The organism is Pseudomonas sp. BS-2016 (genome assembly GCF_001806145.1).
Taxonomy (GTDB): Bacteria; Pseudomonadota; Gammaproteobacteria; order Pseudomonadales; family Pseudomonadaceae; genus Aquipseudomonas; species Aquipseudomonas lundensis.
Map to the genome: position 1 here is coordinate 179,488 of NZ_MLCT01000036.1, position 24,548 is coordinate 204,035.

The following is a 24,548-nucleotide window of genomic DNA, read 5'->3' on the forward strand; positions in this document are numbered from 1 at the left end:
CGACAAGCCCCGGCGCAACTGCGTCGGGGCTTGTGCGTTCAGGGTTGCCACTGGGTTTTCTGATGATCGAGCTTGCGGTCCAGGAAGCTGGCGGCGCTGATCAACGCCAGATGCGTCAGCGCCTGGGGCGTGTTGCCCAGATGCCGGGCGTGGCAATCGAACTCTTCGGCATACAAGCCCAGCGGGTTGGCATAACGCAGCAACTGTTCGAACTCCAGATGCGCCTTTTCTACCTGTCCGGCTCGCGCCAGACATTCCACGTACCAGAATGAACAGGCCGCAAACGCCCCTTCGGTGCCTTCAAGGCCGTCCATGCCCTCCTCCTCATTCAGATAGCGGTACACCATGCCATCGCGCACCAGCGTGCGTTCGATCGCCTGCAAGGTCGCCAGCCAGCGCGGGTCGGTGGCGCCGACAAAACGCACCAGCGGCATCAGCAACATGGAGCCGTCCAGCGCCGTGCCGCCTTTGTATTGCACAAAATGCCCGCGTTCAGCGTCCCAGAAGTTGTCCCAGATATCGGCATGAATGGCCTGACGCGCAGCGTTCCAACGCTCAAAGGGGGCGGGCAACGAGCGTTTTGACGCCAGGCGGATGGCCCGGTCCAGCGCCACCCAGCACATCAGCCGCGAATGCAGAAAGTGATGCTTCTCGCCGCGCATCTCCCAAATGCCTACATCTTTCTGATCCCAGACCTCACACACCTCATCAACAAGTTGCGTCACGTGCTGCCAGCCTTCATGGCTGATCGCCTCGCCGTACTTGTTGGTCAAATACACCGCGTCCAGCAGCTCGCCATAGATGTCCAATTGCACTTGATCCACCGCGCCATTGCCCACGCGTACAGGCGTGGCACCACCGTGGCCGGCCAGGTGAGTCAGCTCCCGCTCTGGCAGCTCACGACGACCGTCGATGCCATACATGATGTTGAGTTTGAGCGGCTGGTCGCAGCCATCCCCGACACGACCGCGCAACCAGCGCATGAAATTGTTGGCTTCTTCGACAAAACCGAGTCGGACAAACGCATACACCGTGAAGGAAGCGTCGCGAATCCAGGTGTAGCGGTAGTCCCAATTGCGCTCGCCGCCGCGGGTTTCAGGCAAGCCAAACGTAGCGGCGGCAATAATCGCCCCCTCTTTGCGAGACGTCAGGAGTTTGAGCGCCAGTGCCGAGCGGTTAATCATCTCGCGCCAGCGCCCGCGGTAGGTCGATTGTGCAATCCACTGCCGCCAAAACTGCACCGTGTGCTGCAACGCCAAATCGCTGCTGCCCACACGGACACGCGGATCTTGAGCCGCGCCCAGGACAAACTCGGCGGTCTGCCCTTGCGCCAGCGCGAACGTACTGCACGCCGCCTGCTGCTCAACGCTCAGCGGCTGGCTGGCTGCCAGGCGCAACGCCGGTTGGCCAGAGGCCTCAAACCACACATCCGCGCCGTCTACTCGGGCGTGGGTGTCTGCACGGGCGTAGTCATGACGCACCGCGCAGCGCAACGTGAAAGTCGCCCGGCCACTGACCACCCGCACCCGGCGCATCAGCACGGGCAACTCATCGGCACAATCACTGACGGGCAACAGGTCGGTGACCTCCACCACCGCCTCGTTGTCCAGCCAGCGGGTCAGCAGGACATTGGTGTCCGGCAGGTAGATCTGTTCACGCCGGGCGTCGGGCATGTCCGGCGCCAACTGAAAGATGCCTGCCTCAGGGCTGTCGAGCAACGCGCAGAAGAGGGACGGACTGTCGAACTCCGGCCAGCAGAAAAAATCCACACTGCCCTTGTCATTCACCAGCGCGGCGGTGCGCATGTCGCCAATGATGCCGTGGGCTTCGATGTGACTTTGGGTGTCGGTATCGGGTTTAACCATTGCCACGGAACTCCGGATAAAGGCTCATGCCGCCATCAATAAACAACGTGCTGCCCACCACGTAATCGGACATATCGCTGGCCAGCCACACCACCGCGTTGGCCACCTCCTCGGCCTCGCCTACGCGGCCATAGGGGATCAACTTCAGGAGCGCCTGTTCAGCTTCGCCTTCAGTCACATCACGGTTGATGGCCGTACGGATCGCCCCCGGCGCAATGCCATTGATGCGGATTTTGTGATGGCTGACTTCTTGCGCCAGACTGCGCATGAGCATGTCCAGCCCGCCTTTGGAGGTTGCGTAATTCACATGCCCGGCCCAGGGAATCACCTGGTGCACCGAACTCATGTGAATGATCTTGCCTGCCGCCCGCGACACCCCTTCGCGAATGCCCTGACGCTTGAAGATCCGCAGCGCCGACCGCGCGCACAGAAACTGCCCGGTCAGGTTGACACCGATGACGGCGTTCCATTGCTCCAGCGTCATGTCGACTGCCGGGGCGTCCTGCTGAATGCCCGAATTGGCCAGCAGAATGTCCAGGTACCCGAACGTCTCCAGCGTCTGCTCGAACAAACGCTCCACGTCCGCCTCTTTCGACACATCCCCGCCCAGAGCAATCGCCCTGCCCCCGGCCGCCTTGATCTCGGCCGCCAACGCCTGCGCGGGTTCCGCCTGCGCGTTGTAATGCACCACCACCGCCGCACCGGCCGCCGCCAGCGCCCGGGCACTGGCCGCGCCAATCCCGGAACTGCCGCCAGTGACCAGCGCCACCTGTTGCGCGAGAGAAATTTGCATGAGTGTCAGCACCTGTTTGTGAGTGGGCTTGGAGTGCTGACTGGTAGAAGCAGGCCGGAGTTCAATGCGCTATCAGTTCCACGTACTCACCGCGCAGCCCGTTACCCGTGCTGAGATTTAAATAACGGCTTAAACACTCAACGTTGAATATTTAATGCCTACAGAGGCGTTAAGCCACAAGAAAATACCCATTCCATACTTCACCAGACTATAACTTTAGAAAATCGAAAAACCAGACCCAATCATATTTAAAACGAACATTGAAAAACCATTAATCACCCTACAACCCACACACCACACACTTATTGTTCAGTCACATCAATAATGACAACAACACCCCCCTAATATTATCGATACATGCTTAGAACCCAATATATAAATAAGCGCTAACACTTATGATCCACGGTGCAGTCACAACAAGACCTTCGATATAAGGCGAAAATTATATGAGCGTGTCAGGGCGATTATAAGCGGAGGCCGATTGATCGTACCTTATGCCGACACACTACAATAATGAATGGAATGATCCAGAAAAAAGGTATTGAGTGCTGTGATCGCTTGCAGACAGTGATAGTTGAAGATGGCAAAAAATCTGGCAGACCACAATAATTAACTGAATTTAACTGACCTCACGACGGCCAATTCATAAACTGTCAGGTCACATCTGGACTTCTACATCTGAAACTCCTAATAACTAGGTCGAGCCTGAGTCAGGACAGTCGCCTGACTCACCTGAGCAGTGGTTTGTCTTCGAATTAACTTTTCACTGCGCCAAACCGCATGACCCCTTCCCTGCACAACTGCTGTTCCGTTTGAGGCCTTAATGGGCGGACCCGCGCTTCGTATAGTGGCTTGCGCCTGTACCCGATATGTCACTCACAAGAAGAAGGGGTTTGCATGAATAGCCTGAACGCCTCACTGCACCACGTCGATCTGCTGGATGCCGAGCATGACGCTGAATATTTCGAATACAGCAAGGCCGCGAATCCGATCAGTGCCGGGTTGATTTCGCGTATTCCTTACCAGAACTTTCCATCCTCGCTGTATGACACTGGCCCTAGCCGTCTTGTCCCTTTAGACCTGAGTGAGGCGCTGGGCTGCGAAGGGCCGGCAACCGGGCCGGGGCTGCTGGCGAACTTTATCCGGCTCAATGCCGGTGACCACCTGACCTTGGCCCCCACGGCGACGTCCCAGGTGTTGTATGTCATCGCCGGACGCGGTGGGTTGGTGCAAGGCGATGTGGCGTTTGAATGGGAAAAAGGCTGCTTTATTGCCGTGCCCGGGCTGGAAGAGCTGCAGCTGAGTGCCCATGAAGATGCACGTTTTTATTACGTTCACGATGAGCCGCTGTTGCGTTATCTGGGCGTCACGCCCACCCAACAGCACTTCAGCGCCACGCTGTACCCGGCCCAAACAGCCAACGCAAAGCTGCGTGAGGCGGCGGATGACCCAAGGGCGCAGGACCGGAGCCGGATCAGTATCTTGCTGGGCAATCGGCATTTTCCCCAGACACGCACGGTGACCCATGTGTTGTGGGCGATGTACGGGATTTTGCCCGCCGGTTCAGTGCAAAAACCCCATCGCCACCAATCCATTGCGCTGGATTTCATCATTGATTGCCCGGCCGGGTGTTACACCCTGGTGGGCACGGACATCGACGAGAACGGGCAGATCCGTAATCCGACCCGGGTCGACTGGGCGCCGGGGCTGGCGTTTGTCACGCCGCCCGGTTACTGGCATGCGCACTTCAACGAGTCGGACGATGAGGCCTTTCTGATTCCTATTCAGGACGCAGGCTTGCAAACCTACCTGCGGGCGCTGGATATCCGTTTCAGCTGACACTCACGACTGCCAATAGGCCGGACTGCCCACCCGTTCGACCATGAAGTCGATGAAACAGCGCACTTTGGAAGACACAGTGCGCTTGGGCGGGTACACCAGCCACAGCGACGCAGGCACGTGCGTCGCTTGTACCTGCCACTGCGCAAACCATTGAACCAGCGCGCCCGAGGCCAGTTGCCCGGCCACCAGCCAGTCGGGCAAGCACGCCACGCCCAACCCTTGTTCGACCGCCCGCAACTGCGCTTCCAGGTCATTGATCCGCAAAGGCCCCGCCACCGCCAGGCGCTGCACCCCGTGGGCAAAACCTTCTGCGGGCACGAAAAACACCTCATCCGGCAGATTGCCATTCAATAACACGCCACTCAGCTCTTGGGGCGTTGCCGGCGGCGCGTGTTGCCGGGCATAGGCCGCACTGACGCACACCAGCGTACGTTCATTGGCCAGCTTGCGTGCCTTGAGGGTGGAATCGGGCAAGACCCCGATGCGCACGGCCAGATCAACCCCTGCATTGATCAGGTTCACGTGATGGTCGTCCAGCGTGAGGTCCAGCCGGACTTCGGGATGGCGCGACATGAACTCACCGAGTACCGGCAGGATGTGCTGGCGGGCGAATGCCGGGGGCAGATTCAGTTTCAACAGGCCACGCGGGTGCTGATTAAGCGAAGACGTTGCCTGTTTGGCGTGATCCAGCGCGTCGAGCACGCGCAACGCATGGTGCAGGAACGTCTCTCCGCCTTCGGTCAGGCGCAAGGTACGGGTTGAACGGTTGAACAAGGCAATGCCCAGATCCTGCTCAAGGTCCTTGATGTAACGCGAGACCGTCGAGGCTTTGATCGACAGTTTTTCGGCTGCCCGGGAAAAATTATTGGCCTGTGCCGCCTCAACAAAAGCACTCAGCGCTGCGAAATAGTCCATGTCAGGCCTGCACTAAGGAAAAGTCGCCAAAGGCTATCAGATTCACCCGTTGGATCGTGCAAACCGCCGGGGAATTTCGGGTTGACCCTTCGGGGTATCGACTATATGGTGTGCCAAGAAACACAAAGACACACTACATGATGTGTTTTTAGCGTTTGACTCACTCTATTCCACGAGCCTGTTCGTGGCCGTACCCGCCTCCCCCGAAAGGAAACCCCTATGTTGAATTGGGACAGTTCTGACAACGAAGCCTCTGGCACATCAGCAGTGCGACCCGCCTCGCCTGCGCTGGATGCACTCAACCGCGTCGGCGATCAGGAGGCGGCCAAAGCACGTCAGGCGACAGCTGACGATACCCCCGCCACGCTGCGCGCCAAGGCCGCGCTGAACCAACTGGACATCGCAGAAGGCCTGGCGGAGCTGGAAGGCGCTTCTGCCCGGGTAGCGGTCGATGAAAAACGCATGATCAACTGCCGCGCTGACCTCAATCAGCTGGTGCCGTTCAAATACGACTGGGCCTGGCAGAAGTACCTGGACGGTTGCGCGAACCACTGGATGCCGCAAGAAATCAACATGACCGCCGACATCGCCCTCTGGAAAAGCCCTGAAGGGCTGACCGATGACGAGCGCCGCATCGTGATGCGCAATCTGGGGTTCTTTTCGACGGCCGACTCGCTGGTGGCCAATAACCTGGTGCTGGCGGTGTATCGGTTGATTACCAACCCCGAGTGCCGGCAATACATCCTGCGCCAGGCCTTTGAAGAGGCGATTCACACCCACGCCTACCAGTACTGCATTGAGTCGCTGGGGATGGACGAAGGCGAAATTTTCAACATGTACCACGAGATTCCCTCGGTCGCGAAAAAGGCCACCTGGGGTTTGAAGTACACGCGTTCGATCTCCGATCCGACGTTTGAAACCGGTACGGTCGAGAACGACAAAGAGTTGCTCAAGAACCTGATCGCTTACTACTGCGTGCTGGAAGGTATTTTCTTCTATTGCGGGTTCACGCAGATCCTGTCCATGGGGCGGCGCAACAAAATGAATGGCGTGGCGGAGCAGTTTCAGTACATCTTGCGCGACGAGTCCATGCACTTGAAATTCGGCATTGATGTGATCAATCAGATCAAACTCGAAAACCCGCACTTGTGGGATGCCGAACTTAAAGATGAAGCCGCGCAAATGATCTTGCAGGGCACGCAACTGGAAATCGAATATGCCCGCGACACCATGCCTCGCGGCGTATTGGGCATGAATGCGGCCATGATGGAAGACTATTTGAAGTTCATCGCCAACCGCCGCTTGTCCCAGATCGGCTTGAAAGAAGAATACCCCGGCACCACCAACCCGTTCCCGTGGATGAGCGAAATCATGGATTTGAAGAAAGAAAAGAACTTCTTCGAAACCCGCGTCATCGAGTACCAGACGGGCGGCGCATTAAGCTGGGACTGAGCCTATCGGCCCGGTGAGGCCCTCACTTTTTCAAACTGATACTTATGTGTAGCCAGAAAATCAAAACCCCGTGCGTGGGGCTGTGCTCAACGGTTTTTGGTGACCTTGTGTGCAGGGGATGCAAACGTTTTCACCATGAAATTGTGGGCTGGAACGGGTATTCGGAAACGGACAAACAAGCCGTATTGTGGCGGCTTGAGCACTTGCTCGACCGTGTTACCCAAGGGTTGGTGGATGTGTTCGACGAGGCCTTGCTCAAGGACCAACTCACCCGGCGCAGGATTCAACTGCGACCTGAGCATTCCATTTATTACTTGGCGTATCAGGTGATTTGGCGCGGTGCGGACACGATCAAGCGCATCGAAGACTACGGCATACGGCTTGCGCCGCAAATCCGGGGCATGTCGCTGGTGGACGTTCGGGCTTTGATCGACAAAGAGTTCTTTGTGCTGTCCGAGATGCATTACCAGCGCATCCAGACGCAGGCGCTTTAACACGCGCGGCAGACAGTCAAGACGGTGGGCGCCCGTTGGCTGGCACCCACCGTTGAGGCGTGTGTCAGGCGCCGATGACGTTAGACAGCCTTACCGGCTGCAGGTCGAAACGGTCTGCCAGAAACGGCGTCACGTCCAGCGGCAAAGGCTCATTGCGCACCAAGGCGTCGAGCATGACGCCGGTGATGGCTGACGTCAGGATGCCCGTGCGAAAGTGACCGCAGGCATTCAAATACCCCTCCACCCCCGCCATCGGCCCCAGAATCGGCAGTTCATCCGGCGAGCCCGGGCGCAATCCTGCCCAGGTGCGCTTGAGGTTGACGTCCTTGAGTTCCGGTATGCAACGCATGGCGCCCTGCACCAGACCGCTGATTTCCGGGAAGGTGGTGGTGACGTCGAAGCCTTTGTCTTCGGTGGTGCTGCCGATCAGGATTTCACCGTTGTCCTTCTGCGCCAGGTAGCAATCGCTGGTGGTCAGGCAGCCGTTGAGCAACTTGGGCATGCGCTCGGTGAGCACAATCTGGCCCTTGACCGGGGCCACCGGGATGCTCATGTCAGTGGCCATCACGCTCAATTCGGCCGCCCACGCACCCGCCGCGTTAATCAGGGTTTTGCTGTGGAACACCCCTTCATTGTCGGTGCGCACGCCGATGACTTTCGAACCCTGGCGCAACACGCCGGTGACGTTGGTGTTGAAATACAGGTCCACGCCATTTTGGCGAGCGCCTTCGGTGTAGGCGTCCGTGAGGCGGAACGGGCTGACCTGGTGGTCGCACAGAAACTCCAGTGCGCCCAGGGCATCGTGGCTGACACTCGGCTCCGCCTCGCGCAGCGCGGCCTGGTCGAGCCAGCGCACTTCATGGGCCAAATGCGGAATATGGGCGACGATGTGCTCGGCGTAGAGGCGGTCTTCGTCGTCATAAATCACGTACTTGAGCCCCGTGCGCTCGAACTTGAAGTCCATGCCGTGTTTTTCTTTGAGCTCCTCATGCAGGCCGGGGTACAGCGCGTTGGACTGCAAGGCAAAGTCGAAAAAGCAGTCCGGCAGGATGTGCGGCGTGCTGGAGTCCACCACCACTGCCGAGCCCTGGGCTTCACGCTTGCGTTCGGCCGACATCATGCGGAAAAAAATCACCCCGCAGCCCAGTCCCACCGACTCGCCGATGGCCCACAGGCCGCCCGCCGAGGCGCGGCTGGCATTGCCGGGGCGCTTGCAGTCGATCATGGCGATTTTCAGGTCTTTGCGGCGCGACAGGTGATAGGCGATTGAGGCGCCGATCACCCCGCCACCGGCGATGACTACGTCATAGGTCTTGATCATGTCAGGCATCCTTGCAGGCATTGGTGAAGGCCGAAAATGGCACGGGTTCCAGCGGGAAGCGCGGGCGCAACCAGCCCACATCCTGGCGCCCGGTGGCGTCGCGCAGACGGTCGCTGCAATAGCCGACGCACATGCGCCCCTGGCAATCGCCCATGCTGACCCGGGTGCGCATTTTCAATCCGGCCATGTCTTGCACTCCCTGACTCAGGGCCAGGTCGATGTCGGCGCGGGTGACGTGCTCGCAACGGCACACCACCGTGTCGGCCTGTGGCAAGTCAATCTGACGGGTGCCGCGCTGGGTGTAACGGTCAATCCCGCCGCGAAAGCGCACGATGGTGTTGAGCTTGCTCAGATAGGCCCGCCGCTGATCGAGGGCCTGCTGTTCGCTGAGCACCTCGCGCTGCATCAGGATCGAGAGGGCCGCGATACGTCCGGTCAGCATGGCGGCTTCACCGCCACGCAGGCCGGTGACGTCCCCAGCCAGGTGAATCGCCGGCTGGCTGCTTTGCTGCCAGCTGTTGGCGGTGGCCGCCAGGTAACCGTCCACGTTGTAGGCGTGTTCGAGGCCCATTTGCTGGGTGAGCTGGGTACGCGGAATGAAGCCGTAGCCCACCGCCAGGGTGCGAGCTGTCACTGTCTGAGCCTTACTCAGGTCTGCCTGCCAGTGGCTGTCGTAGGGCGCCACCTTGATCGTTTGCACCTCACCGTCGCCCATGGCCTCAACCACACCCCAACCATACCGCACGGTAATGCCATGGCGCTTGAGGTACACCAGCATGCTCAGGCCATCGAGGAACAGTTGCGGCTGATTGAGCAGCGCGAGGCTTTCTTTGGCGATGCGGCCGAACTCACAGGCTTCATACACGCCGGCCACTTCCACGCCCGCCGCGTGCAATTGGCAGGCGACCAACATTAACAGCGGCCCTGTACCGGCTATCAACACCGGGCCTTTGGGCTTGACCACACCGCTTTTGATTTGCAGTTGCAGACCGCCGAGCATGATCACGCCGGGGGTGGTCCAGCCCGGAAAAGGCACGCTGCGCTCATGGCAGCCTGCCGACAGCAGTAGCTGCGGGAAGGCGATTTCCTGCACCTGCTCGTTAACATCCAGCAGTTGCAGGCGCTGTACGCCCTGACCGCCAATCACCCGATGGTTGAGCCGCACATCGACATGCCGGGCAATCCCGGCGAATTCATCATGCAACGTGTGCAGGGCTTGCTTGTAACGCTCGCCCAAATAGTCGAGCTCCACGCCTTCGCGCAGCGGCCCGCGATAGACCACACCGCCCAGGCGCGAGGCTTCTTCCAGCAAGGTGCTCTGCACACCGTGCTGCGCCAGTTCAATGGCAGCCGACATGCCGGCCGGGCCACCGCCGACGATCACAGGATTAAGGCTCATCGGGCTTTCTCCTGTTCTGCGACCCGGTTTTGCCCGGTTTCGACTTTCATGCCGGGGCGCACCACGGTCTGGCAGGCCCGGCGTTTATGCCGCCCGTCAATATTGACCAGGCAGCAATAGCACACGCCCATGCCGCAATAGGCGCCGCTGGCCTGTCCATGGTCGTTGGCCGACACCTGACGAACGCCGACGGCGTTCAAGACACTGAGTACAGTCTCGCCTTGCGCGGCGCTGACCGCCTGGCCATTGAGCAGGATGGTCATGTCCGCCTGCATTAAAGGTTGAATGTCGTACTGCCGGTTCAAATCATCCATTTTCTTATGTTGTCCTTTGTATGAACTGCTTAGCGCGGGCCTCCGGGTGTTAGGCAGCCAGAGGTCTTGGTCACTGGGAACCAAGACCGGAACGTTAGACGATTCGTAAAAATAAGCATTGATGCAGGCCAATAGATCCGCTCCATTTTTCGAATTTGCGACGGAAAGCCCTTACACTGATGGCCCTTTGCTTGTTGGCACGCTCCATGGACCTCGATCTGGCTCGCACCTTCCTTGAGATTGTTCGCTACGGCAGCCTGGCCAGCGCTGCCCAGAACCTGCATGTCACCCAGACCGCCGTCACGGCGCGGGTGCAAAAACTCGAAAGCCTGCTGGGGGTGACGCTGTTCATCCGCAACCGCGCGGGGGCCAAATTAACGCCCGAAGGCGAAGCGTTTGTGGTGTATGCCAACCAGCTACTGCACACCTGGGAGGCGGCACGGCGCGATTTGCCGCGCCCCGAAGGGCTTGACCAGGTTCTGCATATCGCGGGCGAGGTCAGCCTGTGCAACCCGCTGATCCTGAGCTGGACCCAAGCCTTGCGCCAGCACCTGAGTTCCCATGCCGTGCGGGTGCAGATTCGCGATGGCGAGCATTTGTTGCGGCAAGTGGAAATGGGCTTGCTGGATGCTGCGCTGGTGTACCGGCCTGCTTACTGGCCCGGCGTGCAGGTGGAACAGTTGCTGGAGGAAAAGCTGATCCAGATCCGCCGCCCCGCGAGGCCCGATCCCTATGTGTACGTGGACTGGGGGGAGGATTTCCGCCTTCAGCACGATGCCGCCCTGCCAGAAAAGGCGCGGGCTGCCGTCAGTTTCAACCTCGGGCCGGTGGCGCTGCATTACATTCTTGAGAACGGCGGCAGTGGCTATTTCCGCACGCGGGTGGTGCAAAGCTACCTCAACAGCGGCGCCCTGGAGCGGGTGCCCAAAACGCCTGAATTCAGTTACCCGACCTATCTGGTGTACTCACGCGAGCGCGATTGCCCAGCCTTGCAACAGGCGCTGGAGTTGCTGCGCGACATCGTCAAGCTGGACGGCGACTGGTCCCAGCGCTGGGGGCCGGAAGTCTGATCCGGCCTGCGCCAGGATGAAACCTGCGGCACCTGAAACCTTTCAGCTTTGCAGTCGCGGCGCTATCCCTTAGGCTGCTGCAACGCGCAATAACAATGACAACACAGGTGACCCATGTCCGACCTCACCCGCACCGACGCTGGCTGGATGGCTTGCCCGGCCCATCATCAATGGCTGCATGATCAGGGCCGACGGCTGGTGGACTTCGCCCGGGCCGCCCGGGTGGCGGATGGTTTTACCAGCCTCGACTCCTTTGGCCAGCGCCCCGATAACGCTTTGGCCGACACCATGACCACGGCACGCATGGTGCACAGTTTCGCCCTCGCCCACCTGCAAGGTTTACCTGATTGTGCGCAGCTGATTGATCACGGCCTGGCGGCACTGGCGGGGCCTTTACGCGACGCCCGTCATGGCGGTTGGTTCGCCACCGCGCACGCCCACGATGGCAACACCCGCAAGCAAGCCTACCTGCATGCCTTTGTGGCACTGGCCTTCAGCTCGGCCGCGGTGGCTGGCCGACAAGGGTCTGCCGAATTACTCGGGGATGCCGTGGAGCTGCTGGAAGACACGTTCTGGAGCGAAGCCGAAGGCGCGTTGCTGGAGTCTTTCACCGGTGACTGGAGCGCGTGCGAAGCGTATCGCGGTGCCAACAGCAACATGCACGGCGTCGAAGCCTTTCTGGCGCTGGCCGATGTGCTGGACGAAAACCTGTGGCTGGACCGCGCCCTACGGATCGCCGAGCGGGTCATCCATGTACAGGCCGCTCAAGCTGGCTACCTGCCGGTCGAACACTTTGATGAGCACTGGCAACCGCTGCCCGACTACAACCGCGACCATCCGGCCGACCCGTTCCGCCCCTTCGGCAAAACCCCTGGCCATGCCTTCGAATGGGCGCGTCTGTTGTTGCATCTGGAAGCGGCGCGCACGCGACGTGGCATGCCGACACCCGATTGGCTACTGGACGATGCCCGGCAGTTGTTTCACAGCGCATGCCAGCATGGCTGGAATGCCGACGGCCAGCCCGGCATCGTGTACACACTGGATTGGGATAACCGGCCGGTGGTTCGCGAACGTCTGCACTGGACCCTGGCCGAAGCCTCGGCAGCGGCCGCTGCGCTATGGCAGCGCACGGGGGAAGCGGAATATGAGCAGTGGGGTCAACGCTTCTGGGATTTTATCGACCTGCACCTGATCGATCGGGAACACGGCAGCTGGCTTCACGAACTGGACCCGCACAACCGGCCTTCGGCCCGTATATGGCCGGGCAAACCGGACCTCTACCACGCGTATCAGGCTACCCTGCTGCCGCGCCTGCCGTTAGCGATCAGTCTGGCCTCAGCCCTGGCACAACAACCCGGACGCCAGCACGCCCAAACCGACTAAAAAAGCCAATAGCGCGTGTTGCAGGGCTTTATGCCGGGAGAAGAAGGAACGCCCGTCCAATGCGCGCTGCACCAACTTGAGCAGGTCGGGGTCGGCCGCGGGCGTGCGCGGGTTGAACCGTTGCACATTGGCCACGCGCAGCCATGCAGCGAGGTGCTTGGGATTTTCAGCCAGCCAGGCTTTAAACACCTGACGTTCCGACGGGCAGGCATGACCGGATTCAAGCAGCAACATCCAGTCAACAGCTGCACGGGTAATGGGGTCAACGCTGCTTTTGCTCATAGGGACTGTGCCACTCGAACAATTCATAAAGACAACCGAACTCAAATAGTAATAAGTCGCATTATCGTGATATCAAGATGAATTGCAAGGTGACACAGGCCTCACCGGCATGACAGACGCATCCGCGTTTAGCCGCCTGCGCGGGTCAACGTCCGCCGGCCATGTCCACAAAGGTGCCGGTGGCGTAGGACGCTTTGTCGGACAGCAGCCAGACGATCGCCTCCGCGACTTCTTCCGGGCGCCCGCCCCGACCCATGGGAATCATGGATTCGAGTTTGCTGACCCGGCCCGGATCTCCGCTCAGCGCGTGGAAGTCGGTGAAAATGTACCCCGGTCGCACCGCGTTGACGCGGATACCCTCACCCGCCAGCTCTTTTGACAGGCCAATGGTGAAAGCGTCCAGTGCGCCTTTGGACGCCGCATAGTCGACGTATTCGCCCGGCGACCCCAACCGGGCAGCCACCGACGACACATTGACGATGTTGCCGCCCTGGCCGCCATACCGGGGCGACATGCGCAGCACCGCGTGCTTGGCGCACAGGATCGGGCCCAGCACATTGGTTTTGAGGGTGTGCAGCACGCGGAACTCGGACATCTCTTCGAGCCGCGACTTGTGCCCCACCGTACCGGCATTGTTGACCAGCGCCGTCACCGGCCCCAGTTCCTGATCCACCCGCAGGAACAGGCTGATGACTTCGTCTTCATTGCTGACATCGGCTCGCACGCTGATGGCCTGCGCGCCCAGTGCGCGAACCTGCTCCAGCACTTCATGGGCCGCCGCGTCGTCCGCCAGATAATTAATGCAGATTTTGTAACCCTGCCGGGCAGCCAGCAGCGCCGTCGCTGCGCCAATGCCACGGCTGCCACCGGTGATCACGATGACTTTGTCCATAAATACGCGTTCCCCATTCACGGTGTAAACCTGCGGCCAGAATAACCGGGCGTTACGCCTTTGTCAGTGCGCGGCGTCAGGTGCCGCGCATGTTTGCTGAACGCGGTGGATGTCGGACATGAACTGTTGCGCAGGCTTGGGGGGCCCCAACAGGTAGCCCTGCAAGGCATCGCAGCCCAGCGTGGTCAGGAAACTTTGCTGGGTGTCGGTCTCTACCCCCTCGGCCACGATTCGCAAGCCCAATGCCTGACCCAACGCCACAATGGCCGACACAATGGCCGCATCATCACTGTCGTGTTCCAGGTCGCGGACAAACCCGCGGTCGATCTTGAGCTCGTTGGCGGGCAAGCGTTTGAGGTACATCAGGCTTGAATAGCCGGTGCCGAAATCGTCGATGGACAGGTCGACGCCCATCAGGGACAGCTGTTGCAACACCGTCATGCTGGCATCGGCGTCGTTCATGGCCGTGGTTTCGGTGATTTCCAGGGTCAGGCTATTGGCCGGTAATTGATGTCGGGCCAACGCACAGGCCACGCTGTCGACCAGCCCCTTGTGACAAAACTGCAACGCCGAGAGGTTCACCGCCACCCGCCAGTGGCTGTAACCCTGGTCGAACCACACCCGCATCTGGCGACAGGCTTCGTTGAGCACCCACTCACCGATAGGGATGATCAGACCGGTTTTTTCCGCCACGTCGATAAACGCATCCGGCATCAACAACCCTTGCTGCGGATGCTCCCAGCGCAACAGCGCCTCGGCACCGATCGGCTGACCGGTGCTGGCATCCATCTTGGGCTGATAATGCAAACTGAACTGCTGCTGCGCCAGCGCCTGGCGCAAGTCCTGGAGCAATTGCAATTGCTTGCGGGCATTGGTGTTCATCGACACCTCGAAAAAACTGTAGCCGTTCTTGCCTGCGCCTTTGGCGTGGTACATCGCCGCGTCGGCGTTCATCAGCAACTCTTCAGCCGTGACGCCATTACCGGGGTACAGCGCAATGCCGATGCTTGCGGAAATTTGCAGTTGATGCTCATCCACCTGAAACGAGCGCGACAGCAGGCTGACCTGCCGCGCAGCCACCTGCGGCGCGTCATTGGCCTCGGTCAGTCGCACCAGCATGACGAACTCGTCGCCACCAATGCGCGCCAGCGTGTCCTGACCCCGCAACTCTTGACGCATACGCAGCGCCACTTCGCGCAGCAAGCGATCGCCCAAGTGATGGCCAAAGGCATCGTTGACGGGTTTGAAGCCATCCAGGTCGATGAACATCAACGAAAAACAACCGCCCTGTTCCGCCACTTTGCGCTGGGCCTGCCCGATGCGGTCGGCCAGCAGGATGCGATTGGGCAAGCCGGTCAAGTTGTCATGCAAGGCCAGTTGGGTCAGCTCTTCATTGGCCAGGGTCAGGGACTGCGCCAACGCGGCGGTCCGGGCGTCCAGCCGGGCATCAAAGATCGAGGTCAGCAGCGCGATGGTCATCACCGCCAGGCTTGCCACCAGCACCAGATTGTCCAACCCTTTGGCGCTCAGCCCGTTCAGGGCTGCGCCGCAAAAACTGCCCTCAGGGAAGCTCGCCGCCGCCATGCCGGTGAAATGCATGCCGACAATAGCCAGCCCCATGACCACTGCGGCCCCGGCCCGGGCCAGACGCACATAGGGCGTTTGTTGACGCAAACGGAACGCTATCATCAGGGCGGCCGCCGACGCCGCCACGGCGATCACCAGCGATAAACCAAATAACGCAGGGTCGTAGTCGATCCCCGGCTGCATGCGCAACGCCGCCATGCCGCTGTAGTGCATGGCGCTGATGCCCGCGCCCATGATCAGGGCGCCATAGAGCAGTTGCAGCGCCGGCAGCCGCGGTTGACTGACCAGCCACAAGGCAAACCCCGATGAAAGAATCGCCACCAGCAATGACCACAATGTCAGCCCGAGGTCGTAGCCCAGCTCAATGGGCAACGACAGCGCGAGCATGCCGATAAAGTGCATCGACCACACACCAAACCCCATCGCCAGCGCACCGCCCCCCATCCATAGGTAAGCAGCACGGCCGCGCGCCGTGGCGATGCGACCGCTGAGGTCAAGGGCGGTGTAGGAAGCAAGAATGGCCACACATAAAGAAATCAGAACCAACGCGGGGGAGTAACTTGCCAAAACATGGACCTTCTGCAGAGCGCTAGCCGAACGGCATCCATGCACCGTGAAAAGTGCGCGATTGTACTGATTCCACGGGCAAACGCACGTACAGACATAGGCTAAATGCCAGCATCTGACGAGCTGGCATCGTCTCCCCTTCCGATCAGTCGCGAGGGGCTATTTCGTGAAGCCGGAAATCACACTTGGCATGCTCGATGTAACGCGCCACCGCAGCCGATTTTTCAAAGCGCCGGTGGATCAGCGACAACCACGACATCACCTCACAGCCCTCGATCGGGCGATAGACCACGCCGGGCAAGTGGATATGCCCGACCACCGAGGCAGGCACCACCGCCACCCCCTGCCCCAGCGACACCAGCGCGATCACCGCCACCAGCCCGCCGGGTTGCGGGCCGAGCCTGGGGGCGAAACCGCCTTGACGGGCGACCTGCAACGTCCCGCTGATTTGCTCGGGCAACACAAACGTTTCGTTTTGCAGATGTTCGGGGCTGATGACCTTTAAACGTGCCAGCCATGCGTCTGCCGCCAGCGCCAGGACAAAGCCTTCCGCATTCAGGCGAACCGCCTCCACCCCATCGGGCAACGCCATGGGCGAGCGCACGTAGCCAATATCGAAGCGGCCTTCAGCCACCATCGTTGGCAAATTCGCCATCGGTGCTTCGCGGACCGAAATGCTGACCTCGGCCGATTCGCGGCAAAAGCCCTGTACTTGGCGCTGTAAAACCCCGGAATAGACTGCCGACGCGACATACCCCAACTCGATATGCCCGGTCTCGCCGCGACCAGCCCGCTGTGCATGGCGCCCAGCCCGTTCGAACTGACTGACGGTGGCTTGCGCCTCGGGCAATAACGCCTCGCCGGCCTGGGTCAGGCTCACCTGACGTTGCTCGCGCACAAACAAACGCACCCCCAGCTCGGCTTCCAGATCCTGCACTTGCCGACTCAGGGTGGGCGGCGCAATGCCCAGCACCTCGGCCGCGCGGGTGAAATTGCGTTGCTGCGCAACCGCCAGAAAATAGCGGAAATGACGTATGTCCATGGGTGCATTAGCTCATAGGTAATGAAGTCTCGGCCGATGCCTAACCGACCCGCCCCGGCACAGCGTTACCCTGTGCCGACCGTCACACTAGAGAGCCGCTTCTATGTCCGTCAAATCAAGGCCTGCCGTGCCGCTCAGTCACTTCGCGCATCCGCTCGTCTGCTGCATTGCCTCGCAGGCAATCCTGCGGTTGCCTCGGGAGCCCAGACCATGAAGCCTGTCAGCCCGCGCCTGACCCTGCTGACCGCTTCCGGGGTGTGCTCCCTGATCGTGCTCGACACCAACATTGTGGCCGTTACCCTGCCGAGCATCGCGCAAGACCTGGGGGCCAACTTTGTCGACATCGAATGGGTGGTCAGCGCCTACATGCTGGCCTTCGCCGCACTGTTGTTACCGGCCGGGAGCATCGCCGACCGCTATGGCCGCAAAAAGACCCTGCTTTGGGGCCTGAGCATTTTCATCCTCGCGTCCATCGGCTGCGGGGCCGCGCCGACCACCCTGCTACTGGACATCGCCCGCGCCGTCAAAGGGGTCGGCGCTGCGCTGCTGCTAACCTCGGCACTGGCCTCAATCGGCCACGCGTTTCATGACGAGGCGGAACGCGCCAGGGCCTGGGCATTTTGGGGCGCGTGCATGGGCGTCGCCATGACGGCCGCGCCCACGCTGGGCGGCTTGATCACCGAGTACCTGGGCTGGCGCTGGATTTTCTACCTCAACCTGCCGGTGGGCCTGCTGCTCATGGCGTTGGTCAACCACGCCATTGCCGAATCCCGGGACCCGCAATCCGCGCGGCTCGACCCGTGGGGCAGCCTGGTGTTCAGCGCCAGCCTGTTGTGCCTGATCTGGGGCTTGATCGAAGCCAACCGCATTGGCTGGAACAGCCCGCTGACCTATGCACGGATCGTGGGCGGGGTGCTGCTACTGGGGGTGTTTGTATGGGTCGAGTCGCTGCAAAAGCGCCCGATGATCGACCTGCAACTGTTCCGCCACCCGCGCTTTATCGGCGCCCTGCTCGGCATGTTCGCCTACGCCGGTTGTGCGCAGGTGATGATGACCCTGCTGCCGTTTTACCTGCAAAACGGGTTGGGGTTCAGCGCCGTGCACGCGGGGCTGGGCATGTTGCCCTTTGCTGTCACCATGTTGATCGGCCCGCGCATCGGTGCCCGCCTGGCCAGCCGTTACAGCCCGGCCACGCTGATGGCGACGGGCCTGACACTGGTGGGCTGTGGCAACCTGCTCAGCGCCTGCGCCGTGGAGCACGGCGGCTATCTGAGTTTCGCCCTGACCACCGCTGTGACAGGCGCAGGCGCCGGTTTACTGAATGGCGACACGCAAAAAAACATCATGGCCTGCGTGCCGCGCGACCGTGTCGGCATGGCCTCGGGCATGAGCACCACCATGCGTTTCAGCGCCATTGTGCTGGCCATTGGCGTGCTCGGCGCGTTGCTCGGCAGTCACACCGAACAGCACCTCAATGCCAGCCTTGCGGCCGATGCCCCGCAATACAAGGATCACACCCACGCCATCGCCTCACGGGTCGTGGCGGGAGACCTGCACGGCGCCGTGAGCGCATTGCCGCTGTCAGTCCAACCCCTGATTCAGGCGCTGGCCACGCAGGCTTTTGTGAACGGGTTCAGTGTGGTGTTATGGGTCGCCGGGTGGCTGGGGTTACTGGGCGCACTGGTGGTGGGGACCTTGATGCGTCAGCCGATCCCGCCACTGGCGCTCGTCACCCGCCCGCTTTAGAGCCCTTGCACGGCGTCAGGCAGACGGAAAAAACCGTCCTGCCTGACGCCCCGCTGAACATGAAGAAATATTAAGAAACGTTTCAGCTTTTTGCGGGCAAAATGTGCCATCGCCATGACGGCTTATCAGGTGACGGTATGACCCGCATTTTGACCATTGAAGACGATGCCGTAACGGCGAAAGAAATCGTGGCTGAATTGAGCAGCCACGGGCTGGATGTCGACTGGGTGGACAATGGCCGCGAAGGCCTGGTACGCGCCGTCAGCGGCGACTACGACTTGATTACCCTCGACCGCATGCTCCCCGAACTGGACGGGCTGGCGATTGTCACCACCCTGCGCACCATCGGCGTCAGCACACCGATTTTGATGATCAGCGCCCTCTCCGATGTCGATGAACGCGTGCGCGGGTTGCGGGCCGGGGGCGACGACTACCTGACCAAACCCTTCGCCAGCGACGAAATGGCGGCCCGGGTTGAAGTCCTGCTGCGGCGCAAAATCCCGGCCGACAAATACGAGACCTCACTGCGCGTGGCCGATCTGGAACTCAACCTCATCACCCGTGAAGCCAGCCGCGCCGAGCACCCGCTGAGCCTGCTGCCCACCGAGTACAAGTTGCTGGAGTTCCTGATGCGCAACACCGGGCAGATCCTGTCGCGGATGATGATTTTTGAAGAGGTCTGGGGCTATCACTTTGACCCGGGCACCAACCTGATCGACGTGCACATCGGGCGTTTGCGCAAAAAGATCGACCCGCCGGGCCAGGTGCCCCTGATTCGCACCGTTCGAGGCTCGGGTTATGTCATTGCCGAACCCCTCTAAGGGCTGGCGTTCTTCCAGCAGCCGGTTGCTGGCGCTGTACAGTTTTTTATTCGTGGCCTGGAGCTGCATCCTGATGGGGGTGCTGTATTACGAGGTGTCGGACTACCTTGGCAATCTGGCCAAGCATTCCTTGATGCAGCGCCAACACCTGTTTTCGCGCTTTCAGGGCGAACAACTGGACGAGGCGCTGGCCACCAGCCTGACGTTTGATTTGCGCACGGTGGATGCGTATGGACTGTTCGACGCGCAACACCGCCCCCTCAGCGGGCCGATCCAGGTCATCCCGGCCGACCTGCCCCTCGACGGCCAGATCCATGAGCTGAGCACCTGCGTCGACGCCGACGACCCCAACCTGCCGCAAGACAGCTGCGACGCCGTGGCCACGCAAACCCACGACGGCCGGTGGCTGGTTCTGGTGCGCGACAACGGTTCGCTGTTCGCCGTCACGCGGATCATTTTGCACGCCCTGTTTTGGGGGCTGTCGCTGACCATCATCCCCGGCATCGCGGGTTGGCACCTGCTACGACGTCGCCCCTTGCAGCGCATCCGGGCGATTCAGGCCAGCGCCGAAGCGATTGTCGCGGGGGATTTGACCTACCGCTTGCCGCTGTCCAATCGGCGTGACGAACTGGACATGCTCGCCGCCATCGTCAACGCCATGCTCGACCGCATCGAGCGGCTGATGCACGAAGTCAAAGGCGTGTGCGACAACATTGCCCACGACTTGCGCACCCCGCTGACCCGTTTGCGCGCGCAACTGTATCGCATCCAGCAGCAAGCGCCGGAAGGGTCGCCCGAAGCCGTGCAAATGGATCAAGTGATCGCTGAAACCGACACCTTGATGGCGCGTTTTCGCGGGTTGCTGCGCATTTCCGAGCTCGAAGACCATCAACGCCGCTCGGGCTTTGTGCAACTCGACCCACAGCCACTGATGCAAGAACTGTATGACTTTTACCTGCCGCTGGCCGAAGAAGGCCAAGTCACGCTGTTGCTGGACGCATCGCCCACCTTGCCGGGCCTGACCGGGGACCGCGCTCTGCTGTTTGAAGCACTGGCCAACCTGTTGAGCAACTCGATCAAATTCACCCCGCCCGGCGGTGAGGTGATACTGCGCGCCGTCAACGACGAAGGCTGCGTGCGCATTGACGTCCTCGACACCGGCCCGGGCATTCCCGAAGCCGAGCGCGTAGCTGTGTTCCAGCGGTTTTACCGTAGCGACGACAAACACGGCGGGTTCGGCCTTGGTCTGTCTATCGTCGCCGCCATCGTCAACCTGCACGGTTTCAGCCTCGAGGTGGACAACCGCCCCGGCGGCGGCGCAAAGCTGAGCCTGCACTGTCGCCAACGACCGATCGGCGCCCAGCCTCGTTAATCCTGCCGTGGCGCCACAAGGATCAACCGGCGCTGTGGGGCAGTGTCCATTCGTCGCAGAGCGTCTATTTAGCGGGCATTGCCTCATTGCTGGGCTAGGGTAACCCCCTCACACGATGAACACAGGAGTGATCATGAGCCACCTCCAAGGATGCCTGTGCCCGCAGCACTTGCTGCAAGGGCTGGTGAGTCAAGGACAACGCGACAACCAACGTGAATTGCATCAAGTCTCGATCATGAGCGCTTTGATGGACGGGGTGTATGAGGGCGAAATGACCTTGGCCGAGCTGTTCGCAAAAGGCGATTTCGGCCTCGGCACGTTTAATGAACTGGACGGCGAATTGATTGCATTTGACGGCGAAGCCTATCAGTTGCGCTCAGACGGCTCGGCGCGTCCTGCCACAGGCAACCAGAAAACGCCCTACGCCGTAGTGACCTTTTTCGAGCCACAACTGACGTTATATGTGGACAGCCCTGTGACCCGCCAAGCGTTGCATCACGACATTGATGCGCAAATAGGTTCGGCCAATGTGTTCTGCGCCATCCGCATTGACGGGCAGTTCAACCACGTGAGAACCCGCACCGTCGAACGACAAGCGCCGCCATTTATCCCTTTTACAAAAGCCGTCGAGCAGCAACCTCTGTTCGACTTTGCACATGCTGCGGGCACGCTGGTCGGATTCCGCTCACCCGATTTCATTCAGGGCATCGGCGTGGCCGGTTACCACGAACACTTCATCACCGAGCAGCGCCACGGCGGCGGGCATGTCATTGACTTCCATTTGCAGCACGGTTCAGTGCAGTTCGGCATCATCAGTCGGTTGGTGGTGCACTTCCCCACCGGCGAGGACTTCAAGCACGCCAATCTGACCCCGGCCTTTCTGGACCGGGATATCCGCCGGGTTGAGCAGTCATCGTGAGGCCGCCTGTGACCTTGAGGCTCGGGCTTTGAGGTCACTTCGAACGCGAATACATATTCTTAAATAGAATATCTAAATCGTTTTATATTCTTTTTTAAAAGCTAAATTTCCTGCAAGACTCTCGTCATAACGATTCCAACTCATGATGAGAACGAAATGAAGAAAATCACTGCCCTCACCGCATTGACCCTGGCTGTTTTGTCAGGCTTGGCTCACGCCGATCGTCTGGACGACATCAAAAAATCCGGCGTGCTGCGCGTGGCGTCGTTCGACAGCAATCCGCCGTTCGGATTTGTGGATGCCAAGAGCAAGCAGATTGAAGGCCTGGACGTGGATTACGCCAAGGCCATCGCTGACAAATTGGGCGTGAAATTGCAGCTTCAGCCAACCAACCCGGCCAACCGCGTACCGCTGCTGGTGGCCAACAAGGTGGATCTGGTGCTGGCCAACTTCACCATCACCCCGGAGCGGGCCGAGCAGGTGAATTTCAGCATTCCGTATTTCTCGTCCGGTCAGCAATTCATCGTCAAAAAAGGCACCCTCACCTCCCCTGAAGAGTTGAACAAATGGCGCGTGGGGGTGGACAAGGGCACGGTCAATGAAGGCGTGCTGCGCAAGAAATTCCCGGGTGCCAAGGTTGTTGCCTATGACGACACCCCCTTCGCATTCACCGCCCTGCGCAACGGCAACGTACAAGCCATCACTCAGGATGGGCCGAAACTGATCGGCTTGCTGGCTAATGTGCCGGACAAGGACAAGTACGAAGTGCCGCCGTTCACCATTTCCAACGACTTGATCGGGGTGGGCATTCCCAAAGGTGAAACAGCGCTGACCGAAGTGGTCAACCAAACGCTGGTCGAGCTGGAAAGCAAAGGTCAGGCGCAAACCATCTACGACGCCTGGTTCGGCCCGAACACGAAAACCCCACTGACCCGTCTCTACAAGATCGGTGACAAGAGCTAGGCCCTCACTGCTGCATCATCGTTCAACCCGTCACGGTCAACCGGACGGGTTTGTTTGTTTCTGGATGGACGCTGTTTATGTTCGGTGAACTGCTTGCCCCGCACTACTTGCACTGGCTGCTGGATGGCTTTGTGCTCACGCTGATCCTGTCACTGCTCACTTGTGTCTTCGCCACTGGCCTCGGCTTTTTGCTGTGCCTGGCACGCTTGTCCTCTGCGCGTCTGTGGTCGTGGCCCGCCCGCGCCTATCTTTCACTGTTTCGCAACACGCCACTGCTGGTGCAATTGTTTTTCTGGTACTTCGGCGTCACCGCGATGCTGCCTGAAGGGTGGGTGATGTGGCTTAACCAGCCACGCAGCCTGTCGTTAGGCTTCTTTGAGCTGCAATGGCCATCCTTTGAATTCATCGCCGGGTTCTGGGGATTGATGCTCTACACCGCGGCCTTTATTTGTGAAGAGTTTCGCGCCGGGGTCAGCTCGGTGCGCATTGAGCAACGAGCCGCCGGGCTGGCCCTGGGGTTTACCACTGCGCAGGTGTGGCGTTACATCGTATTTCCACAAGCGATTCGCACCGCACTGGGTCCGTTGCTGGGGCAATACATGAACGCCTTGAAAAACTCGTCGCTGACCATGGCCATCGGATTGGCCGAGTTGTCCTACGCGTCACGTCAGGTTGAAACCGAAACCTTCAAGACGTTTCAGGCCTTCGGCTTCGCCACCCTCTTGTATGTGGCCAGCATTGCGCTGATCGAAGTGATTGGCCAATGGATGGCCCGTAGCAAGTGGTACAAGCAGGGAGTGGTCTGAGCCATGGATTTTTCAGTGATTGGCGACAACCTGTCGTATTTCCTGCTCGGGGCTTATCCCGACGGTCCGCTGGGCGGCGCCGCACTCACGCTGGTGCTCAGTGTGTTGTCCGGTGTGATTTCCGCACTGTTGGGGCTGTTGCTCGGGATCGCGCTGGTGATGATGCGCGGGTGGGGCCGCTGGGTGTTACTGGCCGTGCTGGGGTTTCTGCGTGCCATTCCTGTGGTGATGCTGATTTTCTGGAGCTACTTTCTGCTGCCCGTCCTGTTCAAGGTAGACGTGCCCGCGCTAGCGACCGTGGTGTGTGCGCTGTCGTTGATCGGCGGCGCCTATCTGGCGCATTCGGTGCATGCCGGCATCAGCAGTTTGCCGCCCGGACAATGGGCGGCGGGCAAGGCGCTGGGTCTGAGCAGTGGGCAGGTGCTGCGCCTGATTATCTTGCCGCAAGCCCTGCCGATGATGCTGCCGTCTTTTCTTAACCAATGGATCTCGCTGATCAAGGACACCTCGTTGGCCTACGTGATCGGCGTGGGGGAACTGTCATTTGTGGCCACTCAGGTCAGTAATCGGGTGATGGTCCACCCGACTGAGATCTTCCTGTTTATCGGGTTAGTTTACTTCGTGCTGTGCAGCAGCCTGGACTGGCTGGCCCAACGCTGGGTCAAGCCCGGCGTTCGCTCGCACGCCGCAGCGAAATAACGGG

General features: G+C 60.2%; 22 protein-coding genes. 12 read left to right on the forward strand and 10 right to left on the reverse strand.

Annotation, left to right across the window (positions count from 1 at the left end; genetic code table 11):
- Window positions 1-38: 38 nt before the first annotated feature.
- A complete protein-coding gene (locus BKD70_RS19385) occupies window positions 39-1,865 on the reverse strand; it encodes a glycoside hydrolase family 15 protein (protein WP_047275596.1) in 1,827 nt (608 codons plus the stop codon).
- Entirely contained in the window at window positions 1,858-2,658 is an 801-nt protein-coding gene (locus tag BKD70_RS19390) for a glucose 1-dehydrogenase (protein WP_047275597.1), read from the reverse strand. Before BKD70_RS19390 ends, BKD70_RS19385 begins: the two co-directional genes overlap by 8 nt.
- A gap of 897 nt (window positions 2,659-3,555) precedes the next feature.
- Between BKD70_RS19390 and BKD70_RS19395 the strand changes: the two genes are divergently transcribed.
- The gene (locus tag BKD70_RS19395; protein ID WP_047275599.1) at window positions 3,556-4,497 is read left to right on the forward strand and encodes a cupin; all 942 of its coding nucleotides are present in this window, start codon (window positions 3,556-3,558) and stop codon (window positions 4,495-4,497) included.
- A 3-nt stretch (window positions 4,498-4,500) separates the two neighbouring features.
- Here BKD70_RS19395 and BKD70_RS19400 read toward each other — a convergent pair whose 3' ends face one another.
- Window positions 4,501-5,415, reverse strand: coding sequence for a LysR family transcriptional regulator (locus BKD70_RS19400; RefSeq protein WP_047275601.1), 915 nt, complete (start codon window positions 5,413-5,415; stop codon window positions 4,501-4,503).
- 219 nt (window positions 5,416-5,634) lie between these two features.
- On the opposite strand from BKD70_RS19400, the gene BKD70_RS19405 reads away from it, so the two are divergent.
- Both BKD70_RS19405 and BKD70_RS19410 read left to right on the forward strand, forming a co-directional pair.
- Complete coding sequence (locus tag BKD70_RS19405) at window positions 5,635-6,867, forward strand: ribonucleotide-diphosphate reductase subunit beta (protein ID WP_047275603.1); 1,233 nt, start codon at window positions 5,635-5,637, stop codon at window positions 6,865-6,867.
- 44 nt (window positions 6,868-6,911) lie between these two features.
- Window positions 6,912-7,361 (forward strand): DUF1289 domain-containing protein, encoded by a 450-nt coding sequence (locus BKD70_RS19410; protein ID WP_047275605.1) that lies wholly within the window; start codon window positions 6,912-6,914, stop codon window positions 7,359-7,361.
- A 64-nt stretch (window positions 7,362-7,425) separates the two neighbouring features.
- On the opposite strand, the gene hcnC is transcribed toward BKD70_RS19410, so the two are convergent.
- Genes hcnC through hcnA form a run of 3 tightly spaced genes read right to left on the reverse strand, consistent with a single transcriptional unit; the run spans window position 7,426 to window position 10,395 of the window.
- Window positions 7,426-8,682, reverse strand: a complete 1,257-nt coding sequence (gene hcnC, locus BKD70_RS19415) for a cyanide-forming glycine dehydrogenase subunit HcnC (protein ID WP_047275607.1) — start codon at window positions 8,680-8,682, stop codon at window positions 7,426-7,428.
- Between the two features lies 1 nt (window position 8,683).
- Window positions 8,684-10,081: a cyanide-forming glycine dehydrogenase subunit HcnB gene (gene hcnB, locus BKD70_RS19420; RefSeq protein WP_047275609.1), complete on the reverse strand. Its 1,398-nt coding sequence runs from the start codon at window positions 10,079-10,081 to the stop codon at window positions 8,684-8,686.
- Window positions 10,078-10,395: a cyanide-forming glycine dehydrogenase subunit HcnA gene (gene hcnA / locus BKD70_RS19425; protein WP_047275611.1), complete on the reverse strand. Its 318-nt coding sequence runs from the start codon at window positions 10,393-10,395 to the stop codon at window positions 10,078-10,080. The genes hcnB and hcnA overlap by 4 nt, the downstream gene beginning before the upstream one ends.
- A 206-nt stretch (window positions 10,396-10,601) precedes the next feature.
- Between hcnA and BKD70_RS19430 the strand changes: the two genes are divergently transcribed.
- Window positions 10,602-11,465: a LysR family transcriptional regulator gene (locus BKD70_RS19430; RefSeq protein WP_047276152.1), complete on the forward strand. Its 864-nt coding sequence runs from the start codon at window positions 10,602-10,604 to the stop codon at window positions 11,463-11,465.
- A 114-nt stretch (window positions 11,466-11,579) separates the two neighbouring features.
- Window positions 11,580-12,848, forward strand: coding sequence for an AGE family epimerase/isomerase (locus BKD70_RS19435; RefSeq protein ID WP_047275613.1), 1,269 nt, complete (start codon window positions 11,580-11,582; stop codon window positions 12,846-12,848).
- On the opposite strand, the gene BKD70_RS19440 is transcribed toward BKD70_RS19435, so the two are convergent.
- The 4 genes from BKD70_RS19440 to BKD70_RS19455 all read right to left on the reverse strand — a co-directional run bounded on the left by BKD70_RS19440 (window position 12,801) and on the right by BKD70_RS19455 (window position 17,218).
- A complete protein-coding gene (locus tag BKD70_RS19440) occupies window positions 12,801-13,130 on the reverse strand; it encodes a DUF4880 domain-containing protein (RefSeq protein WP_047275615.1) in 330 nt (109 codons plus the stop codon). The two genes, BKD70_RS19435 and BKD70_RS19440, sit on opposite strands and share 48 nt — an antisense overlap.
- A gap of 145 nt (window positions 13,131-13,275) precedes the next feature.
- Window positions 13,276-14,022 carry an SDR family oxidoreductase gene (locus BKD70_RS19445; protein WP_047275617.1) on the reverse strand — a complete coding sequence of 249 codons (747 nt, stop codon included), beginning with the start codon at window positions 14,020-14,022 and terminating at the stop codon, window positions 13,276-13,278.
- A gap of 63 nt (window positions 14,023-14,085) precedes the next feature.
- Window positions 14,086-16,176 carry a bifunctional diguanylate cyclase/phosphodiesterase gene (locus BKD70_RS19450; protein WP_230683705.1) on the reverse strand — a complete coding sequence of 697 codons (2,091 nt, stop codon included), beginning with the start codon at window positions 16,174-16,176 and terminating at the stop codon, window positions 14,086-14,088.
- Between the two features lie 145 nt (window positions 16,177-16,321).
- Complete coding sequence (locus tag BKD70_RS19455) at window positions 16,322-17,218, reverse strand: LysR family transcriptional regulator (RefSeq protein ID WP_047275619.1); 897 nt, start codon at window positions 17,216-17,218, stop codon at window positions 16,322-16,324.
- 210 nt (window positions 17,219-17,428) lie between these two features.
- On the opposite strand from BKD70_RS19455, the gene BKD70_RS19460 reads away from it, so the two are divergent.
- The 7 genes from BKD70_RS19460 to BKD70_RS19490 all read left to right on the forward strand — a co-directional run bounded on the left by BKD70_RS19460 (window position 17,429) and on the right by BKD70_RS19490 (window position 24,544).
- Window positions 17,429-18,964, forward strand: a complete 1,536-nt coding sequence (locus BKD70_RS19460; protein ID WP_047275621.1) for an MFS transporter — start codon at window positions 17,429-17,431, stop codon at window positions 18,962-18,964.
- A 137-nt stretch (window positions 18,965-19,101) separates the two neighbouring features.
- Window positions 19,102-19,785 (forward strand): response regulator transcription factor, encoded by a 684-nt coding sequence (locus BKD70_RS19465; RefSeq protein ID WP_047275622.1) that lies wholly within the window; start codon window positions 19,102-19,104, stop codon window positions 19,783-19,785.
- The gene (locus tag BKD70_RS19470; protein ID WP_047275625.1) at window positions 19,763-21,157 is read left to right on the forward strand and encodes a HAMP domain-containing sensor histidine kinase; all 1,395 of its coding nucleotides are present in this window, start codon (window positions 19,763-19,765) and stop codon (window positions 21,155-21,157) included. Before BKD70_RS19465 ends, BKD70_RS19470 begins: the two co-directional genes overlap by 23 nt.
- Before the next feature lie 133 nt (window positions 21,158-21,290).
- Window positions 21,291-22,076, forward strand: coding sequence for an acetolactate decarboxylase (gene budA / locus BKD70_RS19475; RefSeq protein WP_047275627.1), 786 nt, complete (start codon window positions 21,291-21,293; stop codon window positions 22,074-22,076).
- A gap of 156 nt (window positions 22,077-22,232) precedes the next feature.
- Window positions 22,233-23,039 carry an ABC transporter substrate-binding protein gene (locus BKD70_RS19480; protein WP_047275629.1) on the forward strand — a complete coding sequence of 269 codons (807 nt, stop codon included), beginning with the start codon at window positions 22,233-22,235 and terminating at the stop codon, window positions 23,037-23,039.
- Window positions 23,040-23,116: 77 nt separating this feature from the next.
- Window positions 23,117-23,845: an amino acid ABC transporter permease gene (locus BKD70_RS19485; RefSeq protein WP_047275631.1), complete on the forward strand. Its 729-nt coding sequence runs from the start codon at window positions 23,117-23,119 to the stop codon at window positions 23,843-23,845.
- Between the two features lie 3 nt (window positions 23,846-23,848).
- Entirely contained in the window at window positions 23,849-24,544 is a 696-nt protein-coding gene (locus BKD70_RS19490; protein ID WP_047275633.1) for an amino acid ABC transporter permease, read from the forward strand.
- The last annotated feature ends 4 nt before the right edge of the window (window positions 24,545-24,548 follow it).

What these genes read in the sequence shown, in the direction of transcription:
- BKD70_RS19395 (WP_047275599.1), top strand. Translation starts at nt 3,556, where the DNA reads ATGAATAGCCTGAACGCCTCACTGCACCACGTCGATCTGCTGGATGCC.
- hcnC (WP_047275607.1), bottom strand. Translation starts at nt 8,682, where the DNA reads ATGATCAAGACCTATGACGTAGTCATCGCCGGTGGCGGGGTGATCGGC.
- BKD70_RS19460 (WP_047275621.1), top strand. Translation starts at nt 17,429, where the DNA reads ATGAAGCCTGTCAGCCCGCGCCTGACCCTGCTGACCGCTTCCGGGGTG.
- BKD70_RS19470 (WP_047275625.1), top strand. Translation starts at nt 19,763, where the DNA reads ATGTCATTGCCGAACCCCTCTAAGGGCTGGCGTTCTTCCAGCAGCCGG.
- BKD70_RS19410 (WP_047275605.1), top strand. Translation starts at nt 6,912, where the DNA reads ATGTGTAGCCAGAAAATCAAAACCCCGTGCGTGGGGCTGTGCTCAACG.
- BKD70_RS19435 (WP_047275613.1), top strand. Translation starts at nt 11,580, where the DNA reads ATGTCCGACCTCACCCGCACCGACGCTGGCTGGATGGCTTGCCCGGCC.
- hcnA (WP_047275611.1), bottom strand. Translation starts at nt 10,395, where the DNA reads ATGGATGATTTGAACCGGCAGTACGACATTCAACCTTTAATGCAGGCG.
- BKD70_RS19405 (WP_047275603.1), top strand. Translation starts at nt 5,635, where the DNA reads ATGTTGAATTGGGACAGTTCTGACAACGAAGCCTCTGGCACATCAGCA.
- BKD70_RS19390 (WP_047275597.1), bottom strand. Translation starts at nt 2,658, where the DNA reads ATGCAAATTTCTCTCGCGCAACAGGTGGCGCTGGTCACTGGCGGCAGT.
- budA (WP_047275627.1), top strand. Translation starts at nt 21,291, where the DNA reads ATGAGCCACCTCCAAGGATGCCTGTGCCCGCAGCACTTGCTGCAAGGG.
- BKD70_RS19455 (WP_047275619.1), bottom strand. Translation starts at nt 17,218, where the DNA reads ATGGACATACGTCATTTCCGCTATTTTCTGGCGGTTGCGCAGCAACGC.
- BKD70_RS19400 (WP_047275601.1), bottom strand. Translation starts at nt 5,415, where the DNA reads ATGGACTATTTCGCAGCGCTGAGTGCTTTTGTTGAGGCGGCACAGGCC.
- BKD70_RS19480 (WP_047275629.1), top strand. Translation starts at nt 22,233, where the DNA reads ATGAAGAAAATCACTGCCCTCACCGCATTGACCCTGGCTGTTTTGTCA.
- BKD70_RS19490 (WP_047275633.1), top strand. Translation starts at nt 23,849, where the DNA reads ATGGATTTTTCAGTGATTGGCGACAACCTGTCGTATTTCCTGCTCGGG.
- BKD70_RS19485 (WP_047275631.1), top strand. Translation starts at nt 23,117, where the DNA reads ATGTTCGGTGAACTGCTTGCCCCGCACTACTTGCACTGGCTGCTGGAT.
- BKD70_RS19430 (WP_047276152.1), top strand. Translation starts at nt 10,602, where the DNA reads ATGGACCTCGATCTGGCTCGCACCTTCCTTGAGATTGTTCGCTACGGC.
- BKD70_RS19445 (WP_047275617.1), bottom strand. Translation starts at nt 14,022, where the DNA reads ATGGACAAAGTCATCGTGATCACCGGTGGCAGCCGTGGCATTGGCGCA.
- hcnB (WP_047275609.1), bottom strand. Translation starts at nt 10,081, where the DNA reads ATGAGCCTTAATCCTGTGATCGTCGGCGGTGGCCCGGCCGGCATGTCG.
- BKD70_RS19385 (WP_047275596.1), bottom strand. Translation starts at nt 1,865, where the DNA reads ATGGTTAAACCCGATACCGACACCCAAAGTCACATCGAAGCCCACGGC.
- BKD70_RS19440 (WP_047275615.1), bottom strand. Translation starts at nt 13,130, where the DNA reads ATGAGCAAAAGCAGCGTTGACCCCATTACCCGTGCAGCTGTTGACTGG.
- BKD70_RS19465 (WP_047275622.1), top strand. Translation starts at nt 19,102, where the DNA reads ATGACCCGCATTTTGACCATTGAAGACGATGCCGTAACGGCGAAAGAA.